Below are 15576 nucleotides of genomic sequence, written 5' to 3' on the forward strand. Positions count from 1 at the left end.
CGCCCTTGTTGCCGTGACGGCCGGCCATCTTGTCGCCCGGCTGAAGCTTGCGCTTCACGGCCACGAAGACCTTGACCATCTTCATCACGCCCGGCGGCAGCTCGTCGCCGCGCTGCAGCTTCTCGACCTTGTCTTCGAAGCGGCGGTCGAGGGCCTTACGGGCGTCCTCGAACTGCTTCTTCATGGCTTCCAGCTCGCCCATCGACTTCTCGTCGTCGAGGGCGACCTGCCACCACAGGCCCTTGGACACTTCGGCCAGCTTCTCTTCGGTCACTTCGCCGCGCCCCATGCCCTTCGGGCCCGAGATGGCGTCCTTGCCGAGCAGGAGCGGCTTCAGGCGGCCATAGACGTTGCGCTCAAGGATCTTGAGCTCATCGTCGCGGTCCTTGCCGAGGCGTTCGATTTCGGCGCGTTCGATCGCCACGGCGCGCTCGTCCTTGTCGACGCCGTGACGGTTGAAGACGCGCACGTCGACGACCGTGCCGGCGACGCCGGGCGGCAGACGCAGGCTGGTGTCGCGGACGTCCGAAGCCTTCTCGCCGAAGATGGCGCGCAGCAGCTTCTCTTCCGGCGTCATCGGGCTTTCGCCCTTCGGCGTGACCTTGCCGCACAGGATGTCGCCCGGCTGGACTTCGGCGCCGATGGCCACGATGCCCGCTTCGTCAAGGTTGCGCAGGGCTTCCTCGCCGACGTTCGGGATATCGCGGGTGATTTCTTCCGGCCCAAGCTTCGTATCACGCGCCATCACTTCGAACTCTTCGAGGTGGATGGAGGTGAAGATGTCGTCGCGCACGATGCGCTCGGAGATCAGGATGGAGTCTTCGAAGTTGTAGCCGTTCCAGGGCATGTAGGCGACCAGGACGTTACGGCCCAGAGCCAGTTCGCCCAGGTCCGTCGACGGGCCGTCGGCGATCACGTCGCCGGCCTTCACTTCATCGCCCACGCGCACGATCGGGCGCTGGTTGATGCAGGTCGACTGGTTCGAACGCTGGAACTTCGACAGGCGGTAGATGTCGACGCCCGAACGACCGGCGTCCACGTCGCCGGTGGCGCGCAGAACGATACGGGTGCCGTCGATCTGCTCGACCACGCCGTCACGACGGGCGATCACGACAGCGCCGGAGTCCACGGCCACGACCGCTTCCATGCCGGTGCCGACCAGCGGCGCGTCCGACTGCACCAGAGGCACGGCCTGACGTTGCATGTTGGCGCCCATCAGTGCGCGGTTGGCGTCGTCGTTTTCCAGGAACGGGATCAGGGCGGCGGCGACCGAAACGACCTGCTTCGGCGACACGTCCATCATGTCGACGTCGGCCTTGGTCAGCAGCTGGGATTCACCGTTGATCCGGCCGGGGACCAGGTCCTCGACGATCTCGCCCGCCTTCAGCTCGATGTTGGACTGGGCGATAACGTGCTTCGCCTCTTCCATGGCCGAGATGTAGACCACCTCGTCCGTGGCCTTGCCTTCCTTCACGCGACGGTAGGGGCTCTCGATGAAGCCGTACTTGTTGACGCGGGCGTGGGTGGCCAGCGAGTTGATCAGACCGATGTTCGGGCCTTCCGGCGTTTCGATCGGGCAGATGCGGCCGTAGTGCGTCGGGTGAACGTCGCGGACTTCAAAGCCGGCGCGCTCACGCGTCAGACCGCCCGGGCCAAGCGCCGAAAGGCGACGCTTGTGGGTGATTTCCGACAGCGGGTTGGTTTGGTCCATGAACTGCGACAGCTGCGACGAGCCGAAGAATTCACGCACGGCGGCGGCGGCCGGTTTGGCGTTGATCAGGTCGTGCGGCATGACCGTGTCGATATCGACCGAGGACATGCGCTCCTTGATGGCGCGCTCCATGCGCAGCAGACCGACGCGGTACTGGTTTTCCAGCAGCTCGCCGACCGAACGCACGCGACGGTTGCCCAGGTTGTCGATGTCGTCGATCTCGCCGCGGCCGTCCTTCAGGCCGACCAGGATCTGCAGCACCTTCAGCACGTCGTCCTTTTGCAGGACGCGGATTTCGTCGGAAACCTCGGGGGTCTCCAGACGCATGTTCATCTTCACGCGACCCACGGCCGACAGGTCGTAGCGCTCGGCGTCGAAGAACAGCGAGTTGAACATCGCTTCGGCGGCTTCCGGGGTCGGCGGCTCGCCCGGACGCATGACGCGATAGATGTCGAACAGGGCGTCTTCGCGGCCCGTGTTCTTGTCCACGCGCAGGGTGTTGCGCATGTAGGCGCCGACCGTGATGTGGTCGATGTCCAGCACGTCAATGGTGGTGAAGCCGCGCTCTTCCAGCAGGGCGATCGACTCGGCGTCCAGCTCGTCGCCGGCCTCGGCGTAGATCTCGCCGGTTTCGTAGTTGACGGCGTCGGCGGCCAGATACTTGGTCAGCAGGGCGTCAGCCGCCAGCGACAGCGAGGTCAGACCGCCGTCAGCCAGCTTCTTGGCGGCGCGGGCGCTGATCTTCTGACCGGCTTGCGCGACCACTTCGCCGGTGTCGGCGTCGACCAGGTCGAACTCCGGCTTCACGCCGCGCCAGCGTTCCGGCTTGTAGGGCGTGACCCAGCCTTCGCCGCGCTTCTCGTAAGGCACGGTCTCGTAGAAGGTCTTGAGGATTTCCTCGCCGTCCATGCCCAGGGCCAGCAGGAAGCTGGTGGCCGGCAGTTTACGACGACGGTCGATACGAACGAAGACCACGTCCTTGGCGTCGAACTCGAAGTCCAGCCACGAGCCGCGGTAAGGAATGACGCGGGCGGCGAACAGCAGCTTGCCCGACGAGTGGGTCTTGCCCTTGTCGTGGTCGAAGAAGACGCCCGGCGAGCGGTGCATCTGCGAGACGATCACGCGCTCGGTGCCGTTGACGATGAAGGTGCCCTTGTCCGTCATGAGCGGGATGTCGCCCATGTAGACGTCCTGCTCCTTGATGTCCTTGACCGAACGGGCGCCCGTTTCTTCCTCGGTCTCAAAGACGATCAGGCGCAGCTTGACCTTCAGCGGCGCGGCATAGGTCATGTCGCGCTGGATGCATTCCTCGACGTCGTACTTGGGGTCCTCGAACTCGTAGGACACGTACTCCAGGACGGCGCGCTCGTTGAAGTCCTTGATCGGGAAGACCGACTTGAAGACCGCCTCGATGCCCTGGTCCTTGCGCAGGCCGCTGCGCACTTCGCGCTGCAGGAACTGCTCGTAGGAAGCGCGCTGAACCTCGATCAGGTTCGGCATCTTCACCGCTTCGGGGATACGCCCGAACGAGTGACGAATGCGCTTCTTTCCGGTGAACGAGGTGGCGGAGGCGATCTTACCCAGGGCGAGACCGTCAGTGGAGTTTGCCATTCTGTTTTCCCAATCGCGAGCCGATGAGGGCCCGACGTCAATGCAGCAGCCACGGCACGCCGAACGGCGGTCGTGACCGAAAAGTTCTCTCGGCGCCCACCCTCGACCCGCTGCGGGATCAGGACGCCTGATATGCCCGCTCCTTGGGAAAGGAGCGACGCCTGCGCACCGGTCGGAGGGCGACAAACCGGGCCTCGGCGCTTTCGCGCGGGATTCTTGGAATCTGCGGAGCGGCATATATACGCCGATCTCCGGCGAAATAAAGGCCCTCGACGCAGGCAGGTGACAGTTTCGATCGGCGTGATAAGCCTAGCCGTATGAACCGCATCGCTCTGCCCGCGCTTGCCGCGACCGCCCTCGCCCTGACCCTGTCGGCCTGCGCCTCGGCGCCCGCGACCATCGCCCAGGTCGTGCCGCAAGGCCCCGCCACCCAGGAGAACTGGGAGGTCGGTCAGGCCGCCTATCTGATGTGGAACGGCCAACAAAAGGGCTGGACCACCACGCCCTCAGGCCTGCAGTACCGCCGCGTCGGCAAGGCCAACCCGAACGGCGTCCAGCCGGTCGCCGCCGACACGGTCAAGGTCCACTATCGCGGCACCTTCATCGACGGCCGCGAGTTCGACAGCTCCTACTCGCGCAACGAACCCGCCAGCTTCCCGCTGAACCGCGTCATCAAGGGCTGGACCGAGGGCGTCGCCCTGATGCGCACTGGCGAGACCTATGAGTTCGTCATCCCTGCCGACCTCGCCTACGGCCCGCGCTGGATGGGCGACGAAATCCCCGCCAACTCGGCCCTGCGCTTCACCGTCGAACTGCTGGAAGTGAACCCGGCGGGCTGACCGGGATCCGTCATGCGGCCTTGACGCGAGGGCCGACGCATTGTGGTCTGCCGCCCAGTTCGGGCCGCGTTGGGGCGGCCCTTGGGGAAATTCCTGTCCATGAAGCGTTTCGCCCTGGCCGTCAGCGCCGCCGCCCTGCTGGTTTCAATGGGCGCGCCCGCGCTCGCTCAAGTCGGCACGCCCGCCCTGCCCGTGGCTCTTGCGCCGATCCCCGCGCCCCGCGACGTCGCCTATCCGGGCGTCATCGGCATCGAGGTGGACGCCACCGACATCGACCGCCGACTGGTCCAGGTCCGCCAGACCATTCCCGTGACCCAGGCAGGGCCGATGGTTCTGCTCTATCCCCAGTGGATTCCCGGCGCCCACGGCCCGGTCGGCCCCGTAGCCAATGTCGGCGGCCTGACCTTCACCGCCAACGGCCAGCGGCTGGAATGGGTGCGCAACACGGTCCAGCCCTGGGCCTATCAGATCGAGGTGCCGGCGGGCGTCAGCCAGGTCGAGGTCGCCTTCCAGTGGCTGACCCCGATCGAGGGCGGTCAGGGCCGCGTGGTCGTCACCCCCGAGATGCTGAACATCCAGTGGGAGAAGGCGCTGCTCTATCCGGCGGGCTACTACTCGCGTCAGATCACCTTCAAGCCGAGCCTGAAGCTGCCCGCCGGCTGGAACTTCGGCGCAGGCCTCGACACCGTCAGCTTCAGCGATGGCGTAGCGAGCTTCGCCCCCATCACCCTCGACCACCTGGCCGACAGCCCCGTCTTCGCCGGTCAGCACTATCGCCAGATCGACCTCGACCCCGGCGGCCGCTCGCCGGTCCGCCTGAACGTCGTGGCTGACACCGCCAAAATGCTGGAAGCCTCGGACGAGCATATCCAGTTGCACCGCAATCTGGTGCAGCAGGCCGACCGCCTGTTCGGCGCCCGTCACTTCGACCACTACGACTTCCTGCTGGCCGTGACGGACAAGCTGGGCGGCATCGGCCTGGAGCATCACCGCTCCTCCGAGAACAGCGTCGACCCCAAGTATTTCACCGACCGCGAGGCCACGCTGGGCGACCGCGACCTGCTGGGCCACGAATACACCCACAGCTGGAACGGCAAGTGGCGCCGCCCCGCCGACCAGATGACGCCCAACCTCAACGCGCCGCTGCAGAACTCCCTGCTGTGGGTCTATGAGGGCCAGACGCAGTACTGGGGCCTGGTCCTGACCGCCCGCGCGGGCCTGATGTCGAAGCAACAGGCGCTGGACGTTCTGGCCATGACCGCCGCCAGCTTCCAGAACATCCCCGGCCGCCAGTGGCGCGCCATGCAGGACACCACCAACGACCCCATCATCAGCCAGCGCCGTCCGCAGCCCTGGGGCAGCTATCAGCGCAGCGAGGACTATTACCGCGAGGGCTCGCTGATCTGGCTGGACGCCGACACCCTGATCCGCGAGCAGACCGGCGGCAAGAAGTCGCTCGACGACTTCGCCAAGGCCTTCTTCGGCGTCGAGGACGGCGACTGGAACCCGGCCCCCTACACCTTCGATACCGTGACCTCGACGTTGGCCGGGGTCCAGGCTGCCGACTGGGCCGCCTTCCTGCGCGAGCGCCTGGACGCGGTCGGCCCGACCTCGCGCGGTCCGCTGGACGGCATCGAGCGCGGCGGCTACCGCCTGGTCTTCAAGGAGCAGCCGTCCGGCTACATGGGCGCCCTGCATAAAGAGCTGGGCCGCAACGACTTCACCTATTCGCTCGGCTTCATGATGAACGGGGCGAACCGGATCACCTCGGTCCTGTGGGGCGGCCCGGCCTTTGAACAGGGACTTACATCCGGCTGGGAAGTCGTCGCCGTCGGCGGTCGCGCCGCCTCGGCCGACGCGCTCAAGGAAGCCGTCACCGCCGCCAAGGGATCATCCGAGCCGATCGAGCTGATCCTGAAGAACGGCGACCGCTTCAAGACCGTCCGCTTCGACTACCACGAGGGCCTGCGCTACCCGCACCTGGAGCGGATCGAGGGGACACCGGACCGGCTGGGCGACATCCTCTCCCCGCGCCGCCGCTAGCCCTGCTAGTCTAAGCCTGTCTGCATTTGAGTTCTGGATTTCCGATGACCCGACGCCTGCCCGCCGCCGCCCTCGCCCTGTTGCTGACCTCGGTCGCCTCGACCGCTCTCGCCCAGCAATGGACCGGCCCGCAGGCTCCGGCCGCCCCCACGACCCAGAACACGCCCCTGGGCCTGCCTCGGGCCCTGCCGCCGATCCCGGCTCCGACGGCCGCGGCCTATCCCGGCGTCATCAAGTATGAGGTCGACGCCACCGACGTCGAACGCAAGATCATCCGTGTCCGCCAGACCATCCCGGTCTCGGCCGGGCCACTGGTCCTGCTCTATCCGAAATTCCTGCCCGGCAACCACGCCGACACCGGCCCGATCCAGCTGATCTCGGGCGTCACCGTGACCGGCGGCGGGAACCGGATCGACTGGTTGCGCGACACCATCGACCCCTACGCCTTCCACGTGGACGTGCCCCAGGGCGTCAGCGAGATCGTGGTCGAGTTCCAGTGGCTGACCCAGCCCGACAGCTCGACCTGGCGCGTGACCATGACGCCCGAGATCGTCAACCTGCAGTGGGAAAAGGCCCTCCTCTACCCCGCCGGTTACCGCTCGACCGGCATCACCTTCGCCCCCTCGATCCGCCTGCCGCAGGGCTGGCAGTACGGCGTGGCCCTGGACACCGACAGCTTTGAGAACGGCCTGGCGACCTTCAAGCCGACCGACCTCTACTCCCTGATCGACAGCCCCCTGTTCGGCGGCGCCCACTATCGCCGCATCGAGATCGACCCCAGGGGCGAGGCCGTCCACCTGAACATCGTGGCGGACGCGGCCAGGCACATCGCCCCGACGGCGGAACAGCTTGGCTGGTTTGAGAACCTGGTCACCCAGACCGACCGCCTGTTCGGCGCCCGTCCCTATGACCGCTACGACTTCCTGGTCGCCGCCACGTCGAAACTGGGCGGCATCGGCCTGGAGCATCACCGCTCGTCCGAGAACACGGTCCCGACCGACTTCTTCACCACCTGGGGCAAGGACCTGGGCGCTGTCGGCCTCTTGCCGCACGAGTTCGTTCACGCCTGGAACGGCAAGCGCCAGCGCCCCGCCGACGAGCTGACCGCCAACCACAACATCCCGACCCAGAACACCCTGCTCTGGGTCTATGAGGGCCAGACGGAATACTGGGGCGACGTGCTGACCGCCCGCTCGGGCCTGGCCTCCAAGGCCGACATCCTGACCAGCTTCGCCGAGGTCGCCGCCTTCTACGACAACCAGCCCGGCCGCGCCTGGCGCCCGCTGCAGGACACCAACAACCACAACCTGCTCGGCTACCGGACCAGCAACCCTTACGCCTCGTGGATGCGCGGCACCGGCGACTACTACCGCGAGTCCCTGCTGATCTGGCTGGACGCCGACACCCTGATCCGCGAGGGGACTGGCGGCAAGAAGTCGCTGGACGACTTCGCCAAGGGCTTCTTCGGCGGCGACGACGGATCGTACGCGCCCCGCGGTTATGTCTTCGACGACGTGGTGGCGGTCCTGAACGCCGTCCACCCGCATGACTGGGCGACCTTCCTGCGCACCCGCCTCGACGCGACGGGCCCGGACGCCAAGGCCCCGCTGGACGGTCTGGCGCGCGGCGGTTATCGCCTGACCTATACCGACAGCCTGACCGCCGCCGAGAAACGCATCCAGTCGGGCTGGGCCAACGACTTCCAGTATTCCCTGGGCTTCACCCTGTCCTCGACGAACAAGCTGACCGGCGTTCGCTGGGGCGGCCGCGCCTTCGAGGCCGACATCGGCCCGGGTTGGGATCTGGTCGCCGTCAACGACCGCGCCGCCTCCCCCGAGGTCCTGCGTGACGCCGTCACCGCCGCCAAGGGGACCGACGCCCCGATCTCGCTGCTGCTCAAGAACGGCGACCGCTACCGCACCGTCGCCTTCGACTACCACGACGGCCTGCGCTACCCGCGCCTGGAACGCATCGAGGGCACGCCGGACCGCCTCGGCGACATCCTGACGCCGCGTCGCCGCTAGGACGCCGCCGCCGGAAACAGAAGCGGCCCGGGAGCGATCCCGGGCCGTTTTTCATTGCCGCCTGGGCCACGCCCAAAAGAAAACGGGCCGGAGGTTTCCCTCCGACCCGTTCCTTGAAGTCTTGCCTTCGGCCGAAGCCGAGGACCAGGACCCGATCTTACTTGATCTGGATCTTGGCGCCGGCTTCTTCGAGCTTCTTCTTCAGCTCTTCAGCGACTTGCTTCGAAACGTTCTCGACGACGTTCTGCGGAGCGCCTTCGACCAGGTCCTTGGCTTCCTTCAGACCCAGGTCGGTGCGGACGCCGCGGACTTCCTTGATCACGTTGATCTTCTTGTCGCCGCCGTCCACCAGGACAACGGTGAACTCGGTTTGCTCTTCAGCGGCTTCAGCCGGAGCAGCGGCGCCGGCGACAGCGGCGACGGCGACCGGAGCGGCGGCCGAGACGCCCCACTTGTCTTCCAGCAGCTTCGACAGTTCAGCGGCTTCCAGGACGGTCAGAGCCGACAGTTCTTCAACGATCTTGGCGAGATCAGCCATTTTAGTCTTCCTTCGGTAGGATGAGGTTCAGAGAGATATGCAGAGATGACGAGGCTTAGGCGGCGTCTTTGGTCGCGTATGCGTTGAAGACGCGAGCCAGTTGGCCGGCGGGTGCTTGCAGAACGCCAGCGACCTTGGTCGCCGGGGCTTGCAGCAGGCCGATCAGCTTGCCACGCAGTTGGTCCAGCGACGGCAGCTTGGACAGGGCGTCGACGCCCGCAGCGTCCAGCACCTTGTCGCCCATGAAACCGCCGATGAGCTTGAACTTGTCGTTGCCCTTGGCGAATTCAGCCGCGACCTTCGCGGCGGTGACGGGGTCGGCTGCATATGCGATGCCCACGGGACCCTTGAACAGGTCGTGGTATTCGCTGCCTTCCTCGACGCCCAGCGCCTTGAGCGCCAGACGGTTTTTCACCACCTTGAACGCGCCGCCTTCTTTACGAAGGCGACCACGCAGGTCTTCCATCTCCGCAACGGTCAGACCCAAGTTGTGGGTCACGACCACGGCGCCCGCGTCGGCGAAAACGCTCTTCAGCGATTCGATCGACTCGGCTTTTTGTGCGCGGTCCATTGCGGTCTCCAGTTTTGGTATTCGCCGCCGGGCTAATTCCCGACGACGGATTTGGCCATAGCGCCGCGCATCGCTGCACAGCGTTCAGGCCGGTCTTATTGTCCGAAGGAAGCAGGCCTAATCCGGCCGAAAACGGCTGGATGAAGGTCTTTGCATCCCCATCTCCCCACGGCGCCAGAGGGCTCTCTGGACGATTATGACGCGGGTGGCCCCCACGTCCCGAAGTTCTCGGACAGGATCCGCCAAGGCCGAGGCCCTGACGAGAAGCGGGCTCTATACACGGCTGAGCGAGGAAATCAACGGCGCGACGGCTTTCCTGTGGGCGTTCCCTTGGCCGCTTCGCCCTCGCAGTCGAACTGGCCGCAAAACTTGGTCATGAGCTCTGTGGCGAAGGCGATCTGAAACTTCTGCGCCGCCTCGCCCAGCGCACCGCCAGCCTCCATCTGCTTGCGCGCGATGTCTTGCCCCAGCGGCCCGCCATAGAAGGCGATCAGGGCGTTCAGTTCCGCCTCAGTGAATCGCGTCGCATACTCATGGGTGATCGCATCGACCAGGGAACGCAGATTGCTATCTGCTATGGGACCGGCGTTCCGCCGAAGCCAGCGCGCCTGCTCCTCAGGCATGACCCCCTCAGCCCCCGCGAGCTGCTGCGTCAGCATTTCCTGAGTGAACTTGTCCATCCCCCTGAGGGTCATCTGCACCAGTTGTTCGGCCAGGGCCGGACGCGGGTCATCCCGCACCACCATCACCAGCATATCGGACGTCGGCGGTTGAGCGCGAACCCCCTCTTGCGCGTGCGCAAAGCTCGCCGGCAGTGACATCGAGATAGCAACGATCAGACTGAATTTACGCATGGCCCCTCCAAGGGACGGCATACGCCCAGAATTCGTCGTTCTTCGCAACACCAACAGGACCGGCTTGCTCAAGCCGCCGGGTTGAAGCCCCGGACCAGCTCGGCCAGATCGGTTTCGTGCACCGAGTCCGCCGCCTCGGCCTGCGGCATCCAGCGCCGCTGTCGCTGCTGGTCCTCGGGCCAGGCGCCCAGTTGGATCAGGACCTCCAGCGGATAGACGGCGACGATGCAGGCCTGGGTCGCACCCGACTTCAGCCGCTTGGCGTAGCGGAAATGGCCGATGGGAGCGTCCTGAGTCTCGCCCTGGATGCCTGCCTCCTCATAGGCCTCCTGAGCCGCCGCCTGGGGATCGGTCTTGCCCACCATGCGACCGCCCTTGGGAATGACCCAGCGGCGCGTCTCGCGCGAGGTGATCATCATCACCTCCACCCCGTTCTCGCCCCGACGCCAGGGCAAGGCGGCGACCTGACGGGTCTCGGAGGTCTCTGTTCGAGCCGGCGCGGTCATCAGGTCAGGAAGAAGCCGCCGAGGAAGTAGAAGATCGCGCCGATGGCGGCGGCCGCCGGCATGGTGATGAACCAGGCGGTGACGATGCTGCGCGCCACGCTCCAGCGCACGGCCGAGACGCGCTTGGCCGCGCCCACGCCGATGATGGCGCCGGTGATGGTGTGGGTGGTCGACACCGGGATGCCCATGCTGGTCGCGGCGAACAGGGTAATGGCCCCGCCCGTCTCGGCGCAGAAGCCCTGCTGCGGGCTGAGCCGCGTGATGCGCGAGCCCATGGTGTGGACGATCTTCCAGCCGCCGAACAGGGTGCCGAGCGCAATGGCCGCCTGACAGGTGATCACGACCCAGAAGGGCACGTGGAACTCACCGCCCAGCATGCCGCGCGAATACAGCAGGATGGCGATGATCCCCATGGTCTTCTGCGCGTCATTGCCGCCGTGGCCCAGCGAATAGGCCGAGGCCGAGACGAACTGCAGGCCACGGAAGATCCGGTCCGCAAAGTTGGGATTGGCCTTGGCGAACAACCACGACACGATCAGCACCAACAGCAGGGCCAGCAGGAAGCCGATGGCCGGCGACATGAAGATGGCGCCCACCGTTTTCAGCACCCCGGCGATGACGACTGCGCTGGTCCCCGCCTTGGCGATGCCCGCGCCCAGCAGGCCGCCGACCAGGGCGTGCGAGCTTGAGGACGGAATACCGGCCAGCCAGGTGATGACGTTCCAGCTGATCGCCCCCATCAGGGCGCCGAAGATCACCTGATCCGAAATCACGTCGGGCGAGATAATCCCCCGTCCGATCGTATCGGCCACGTGCAGGCCGAAAAACAGGAAGGCGATGAAGTTGAAGAAGGCCGCCCAGCCGACCGCATAGATCGGCGGCAGGACGCGCGTGGCCACGATGGTGGCGATCGAATTGGCCGCGTCGTGCAGGCCGTTCAGGAAGTCGAACAGCAGGGCGACGCCGATCAGGAAGATCAGGATCAGGAGGGCGTGATCCATCAGACCCTACAGGTGCTCGACCAGAACGCCGTTGATGCGGTTCGCCACATCCTCGAAGCGGTCGATGATCTTCTCGAGGTGATCATAGACCTCGCCGCCGATGATGAAGCCCAGGGTGTTGCCGCCGGTCATGTCGTGGCGGTGAAGCTCATAGAGCGCCTTCATGCCCTCGTCGTAGAGGGTGTCGCTCTGGCTTTCGAGGCGGGCGATCTGTTCGGTGAGCTCGTTCAGCCGCTCGTGATTCTTGCGCATGGCCGGCAGAAGGGACACCGCCTCGACCGTCAGGGCGCCGCACTGGACGGCGATGTCAGCCAGCTCGCGCATCTTGGGAGCGAACTCGCGCATTTCATACAGGGTGACGACCTTGGCCGTCTTCTGCATCTGGTCGATCGTGTCGTCCAGCGAGTTGGTCAGGCCGCGAATGTCCGAGCGGTCGAACGGGGTGATGAAGCTGCGGCGCACGGCGAACAGGACTTCGCGCGCGATCTCATCGGCCTCATGCTCGTGATCGACGATCTTCTGGCACCAGTCAGCCGTCGCGTCGCCGCCCTCCATCGTGTGGCGCAGCGCATCCGCGCCCTTCACCAGGGCGGCGGCGTGGGCGTCGAACAGGCGAAAGAAGTTGTCTTCCTTGGGCAACAGCGCCTGGAACCAGCTCAGCATGGGTCGTCTCCGCAATAGCCGCGCGAGGCGACAGCGCCCCAAGACCGGATTCCGGTCCCCTTCGTCAAGTCATCCGCACACGGAAACTGCCGTTTCCCACAATCCCCGTTGACGCGGTCTGCGGCAATGCAACATTACGACCCGTTCATGATTGTGTCCGCATTGGGGAGTGCGCATGCCCGACCATAGTCCTGCGCAGGAACAATTCCTGATTCAGGCCGGCCAGGCCCTGGCCCGGCGCGACCCCAATCAGGCCCTGGCGCTGCTGGATCAGGCCGACGCCCTCGGGCGCACGCACAACGCCACGCTGAACCGCGCGGTCGCGCTTCGCCTGCTGGGGAATTTCCACGCCTCGCTCGCCGTCCTGGATGAAGCCCTGGACATGAAGCCCTACGACTTCGCCGCCCTGCTGGCGAAAGGCGCCATGCTGGAGAAGATCAATCAGCCCAAAGCGGCGGTCGACGTCTATCGCGACGCCCTGAAGATCGCCCCGCCGCGCGCCCACTGCCAGCCGGCGGTCGTCGCCCAGATGGACTACGCCGCCCGAATGGTCGACCAGCACGCGCGGGCCTTGGGGGACTTCTTGCGCCAGCGCCTGGCGGGATTGCGCGCCGACGTTGGCGAAGCGGCGCTGGATCGGTTCGATGAGGGACTGGAGATCTACGCCGGTCTGATCCAGCCGCCGAAACAGCAACCGCTGCTGCTGAACTATCCTCGCCTGCCCATCATTCCCTTCTACGACCGCAGCCTGTTTCCCTGGCTTGCCACACTGGAAGACGCCACTTCGGTCATTCAGGAGGAGTTGGCGGGGCTGCTGGAAACCGCCTTCGACGAGTTCGCGCCCTACATCGCCTACCCCAAGGGCGCGCCGGTCAATCAATGGGGCGAACTGAACCACTCCCGAAAATGGAGCTCTCTGTTCCTGTGGAAGGACGGACGACGCCAGGACGCGGTCTGCGCCCGCTGCCCGCGCACAGCCGCCCTGCTGGAAAGCCTGCCGATGGCCGATCAGGACGGGTTCGCCCCGACCGCCATGTTCTCGGCCCTGCAGCCGCACACCCACATCCCGGCGCATACGGGCTCGTCCAACGTCCGCCTGCTGGCCCACCTGCCGATCATCCTGCCCGGGCCAGCCCGTTTCCGCGTCGGGAATACAACGCGACCGTGGGAAATGGGCAAGGCCTGGGTGTTTGATGACACCATCGAGCATGAGGCCTGGAACGACGCCGACGACCTGCGCGTCATCCTGATCTTCGACGTCTGGAACCCCTATCTGGACGACAAGGAAAAGGTGCTGATCACCGAGATGATGAAGGCCCAGCGCGACTTCCAGGCCGCTTAAGCAGCGCGCCGGTCATATGCCGCCTGGGCCTGCCCCACCTCCGGCATCCGCGTCTCGGCCCACTCGATCATGGGCTGGAGCGCCTGAACCAGGGTTTGACCCAAAGGCGCGATGGCATAGGTGACGGACACGGGGACCGTCGCCTCGACCGTGCGCGTCACCAGGCCGTCCCGCTCCATCTGACGCAGGGTCTGGCTGAGCATCTTCTGCGACACGCCCTCAATGCGCCGCTTCAGGGCGTTGAAGCGCATCGGCTCGCCCGCCAGCGTGGTCAGCAACAGCACCGTCCACTTGTCCGCGATCCGATCCAGCAGCAGGCGCGTCGGGCAGTCAGCGGCGTAGACGTCGCCGCGCCATAGCCCCTGCCCGGTTTCCGCCGGGTGACCTGATGAGGTTTCGGTGCCTTCTTGCATGGTCACTTCCATTATCACACCTGGTCTCCATTGGTAACCTATGGAGTCCTCCCCATGAAGATCACAGTCCTCGGCGCCAGCGGTCGCGCCGGATCGGAAATCACCAAGGAGTTGGCCGCGCGCGGCCATCAGGTGACGGGCGTCGCTCGCAACCCCGCGCGCATCCCAACCGACGACGGGATCACCGCCGTCAGCGGCGACGTGACCGATGCAGCCGCCCTGCCCGCGCTTCTCAAGGGCGCCGACGCCGTGATCAGCGCCGTCATGTTCACGGACAGCGACCCCGAAACCCTGATCGGCGCCGTCAAGGCGGCGGGCGTGCCGCGCTATCTGGTGGTCGGCGGCGCCGGCAGCCTGGAGGCCGCGCCAGGTCTGAAGGTCATCGACACCCCGGACTTCCCCGAGATCTACAAGGCCGAAGCGGCGGCGGGCGGGCGCTTCCTGGATCGCCTGCGCCAGGAAACCGACCTGAACTGGACCTTCCTGTCGCCGTCCGCCGTGTTCGACGGCGGCGAACGGACCGGCCAGTTCCGCCTCGGCGGAGACAGCCTGCTGGTTACCGCCGACGGCCGCAGCGCCATCTCCTTCCCCGACTACGCCATCGCCATGGCCGATGAGATCGAGACGCCGAGGCATAGCCGCCAGCGCTTCACGTCGGCTACTGACCCGCGGCCCAGGGCCTCAAGCAGCGCGAAGCGCGGTAGGCTCAAAGAAAAAGACCCCGGAGATCGCTCTCCGGGGTCTTCGTCATTTCAGCGCGACGCTGGAGATCAGACCAGCGAAGCCGGATCGACCTTGAAGCCCGGGCCCATCGTCGACGACAGGGTGATGCGCTTCACATAGGTGCCCTTGGCGCCGGCCGGCTTGGCGCGGTTCAGCGCGTCCACGTAGGCCTTGACGTTGGCTTCCAGGGCGTCCTGCGTGAAGGAGACCTTGCCGATGCCGCCGTGAGCGATACCGGCCTTCTCGACGCGGAACTCGACGGCGCCGCCCTTGGCGTCCTTGACGGCTTGGGCGACGTTCGGGGTCACGGTGCCGACCTTGGGGTTCGGCATCAGGCCGCGCGGACCCAGCACCTTACCCAGACGGCCGACCAGGGCCATCATGTCGGGCGAAGCGATGACGCGGTCGAAGTCCATCAGACCGCCGTTGATCTGCTCGTACAGATCCTCGGCGCCGACGTATTCAGCGCCGGCGGCGCGGGCTTCATCAGCCTTGGCGTCCTTGGCGAAGACGGCGACGCGGACGTCACGGCCGGTGCCCGACGGCAGGTTGACGACGCCACGGACCTGCTGGTCGGCGTGACGCGGGTCGACGCCCAGGTTGACGGCGATTTCGAGCGACTCGTCGAACTTGGCCTTGGCGTTGTCCTTGACCAGCTTGATGGCGTCGGCGAACGGCAGGAGGTCCTGCGTGACGCCGGTGCGAGCCTTGTGAGCCTTGGTTTGCTTAGCCATGGA

Annotated in this window: 14 protein-coding genes; 5 read left to right on the forward strand and 9 right to left on the reverse strand. The window is 66.0% G+C overall.

The features are described from left to right. The coding region (gene rpoB, locus ACREEF_RS11505) for a DNA-directed RNA polymerase subunit beta (RefSeq protein WP_431565719.1) at window positions 1-3322 on the reverse strand (3322 nt) is incomplete at its 3' end. 317 nt (window positions 3323-3639) lie between these two features. Here rpoB and ACREEF_RS11510 point away from each other — a divergent pair. From ACREEF_RS11510 to ACREEF_RS11520, 3 genes are all read left to right on the forward strand, one after another. After that, window positions 3640-4161 (forward strand): FKBP-type peptidyl-prolyl cis-trans isomerase, encoded by a 522-nt coding sequence (locus ACREEF_RS11510; RefSeq protein ID WP_431565720.1) that lies wholly within the window; start codon window positions 3640-3642, stop codon window positions 4159-4161. Window positions 4162-4260: 99 nt separating this feature from the next. Further along, window positions 4261-6204 (forward strand): M61 family metallopeptidase, encoded by a 1944-nt coding sequence (locus ACREEF_RS11515; RefSeq protein ID WP_431565721.1) that lies wholly within the window; start codon window positions 4261-4263, stop codon window positions 6202-6204. A 44-nt stretch (window positions 6205-6248) separates the two neighbouring features. After that, complete coding sequence (locus ACREEF_RS11520; protein ID WP_431565722.1) at window positions 6249-8228, forward strand: M61 family metallopeptidase; 1980 nt, start codon at window positions 6249-6251, stop codon at window positions 8226-8228. 157 nt (window positions 8229-8385) lie between these two features. Here the strand turns inward: ACREEF_RS11520 and rplL are convergent, their stop codons facing one another. The 6 genes from rplL to ACREEF_RS11550 form a co-directional block, all read right to left on the reverse strand. Then, the gene (rplL, locus tag ACREEF_RS11525; RefSeq protein ID WP_431565723.1) at window positions 8386-8766 is read right to left on the reverse strand and encodes a 50S ribosomal protein L7/L12; all 381 of its coding nucleotides are present in this window, start codon (window positions 8764-8766) and stop codon (window positions 8386-8388) included. Window positions 8767-8821: 55 nt separating this feature from the next. After that, complete coding sequence (rplJ, locus tag ACREEF_RS11530; RefSeq protein ID WP_105563614.1) at window positions 8822-9337, reverse strand: 50S ribosomal protein L10; 516 nt, start codon at window positions 9335-9337, stop codon at window positions 8822-8824. 296 nt (window positions 9338-9633) lie between these two features. Then, window positions 9634-10191, reverse strand: a complete 558-nt coding sequence (locus ACREEF_RS11535; protein WP_431565724.1) for a DUF2059 domain-containing protein — start codon at window positions 10189-10191, stop codon at window positions 9634-9636. A gap of 68 nt (window positions 10192-10259) precedes the next feature. Then, on the reverse strand, window positions 10260-10697 hold the full coding sequence (locus tag ACREEF_RS11540) for an NUDIX hydrolase (RefSeq protein WP_431565725.1): 438 nt from the start codon (window positions 10695-10697) through the stop codon (window positions 10260-10262). Further along, window positions 10697-11698 carry an inorganic phosphate transporter gene (locus ACREEF_RS11545; RefSeq protein ID WP_431565726.1) on the reverse strand — a complete coding sequence of 334 codons (1002 nt, stop codon included), beginning with the start codon at window positions 11696-11698 and terminating at the stop codon, window positions 10697-10699. Before ACREEF_RS11545 ends, ACREEF_RS11540 begins: the two co-directional genes overlap by 1 nt. Window positions 11699-11704: 6 nt before the next feature. Then, complete coding sequence (locus tag ACREEF_RS11550; protein ID WP_431565727.1) at window positions 11705-12361, reverse strand: DUF47 domain-containing protein; 657 nt, start codon at window positions 12359-12361, stop codon at window positions 11705-11707. Window positions 12362-12536: 175 nt separating this feature from the next. On the opposite strand from ACREEF_RS11550, the gene ACREEF_RS11555 reads away from it, so the two are divergent. Next, a complete protein-coding gene (locus ACREEF_RS11555) occupies window positions 12537-13703 on the forward strand; it encodes an aspartyl/asparaginyl beta-hydroxylase domain-containing protein (RefSeq protein WP_431565728.1) in 1167 nt (388 codons plus the stop codon). Here the strand turns inward: ACREEF_RS11555 and ACREEF_RS11560 are convergent. Beyond that, window positions 13700-14116 (reverse strand): winged helix-turn-helix transcriptional regulator, encoded by a 417-nt coding sequence (locus ACREEF_RS11560; protein ID WP_431565729.1) that lies wholly within the window; start codon window positions 14114-14116, stop codon window positions 13700-13702. The two genes, ACREEF_RS11555 and ACREEF_RS11560, sit on opposite strands and share 4 nt — an antisense overlap. Window positions 14117-14170: 54 nt before the next feature. Between ACREEF_RS11560 and ACREEF_RS11565 the strand changes: the two genes are divergently transcribed. Further along, complete coding sequence (locus ACREEF_RS11565; protein ID WP_431565730.1) at window positions 14171-14959, forward strand: NAD(P)-dependent oxidoreductase; 789 nt, start codon at window positions 14171-14173, stop codon at window positions 14957-14959. Here the strand turns inward: ACREEF_RS11565 and rplA are convergent. Beyond that, a complete protein-coding gene (rplA, locus tag ACREEF_RS11570; protein ID WP_431565731.1) occupies window positions 14887-15573 on the reverse strand; it encodes a 50S ribosomal protein L1 in 687 nt (228 codons plus the stop codon). The two genes, ACREEF_RS11565 and rplA, sit on opposite strands and share 73 nt — an antisense overlap. Window positions 15574-15576 lie beyond the last annotated feature (3 nt).

Source organism: Brevundimonas sp. (assembly GCF_050729455.1).
GTDB lineage: Bacteria > Pseudomonadota > Alphaproteobacteria > Caulobacterales > Caulobacteraceae > Brevundimonas.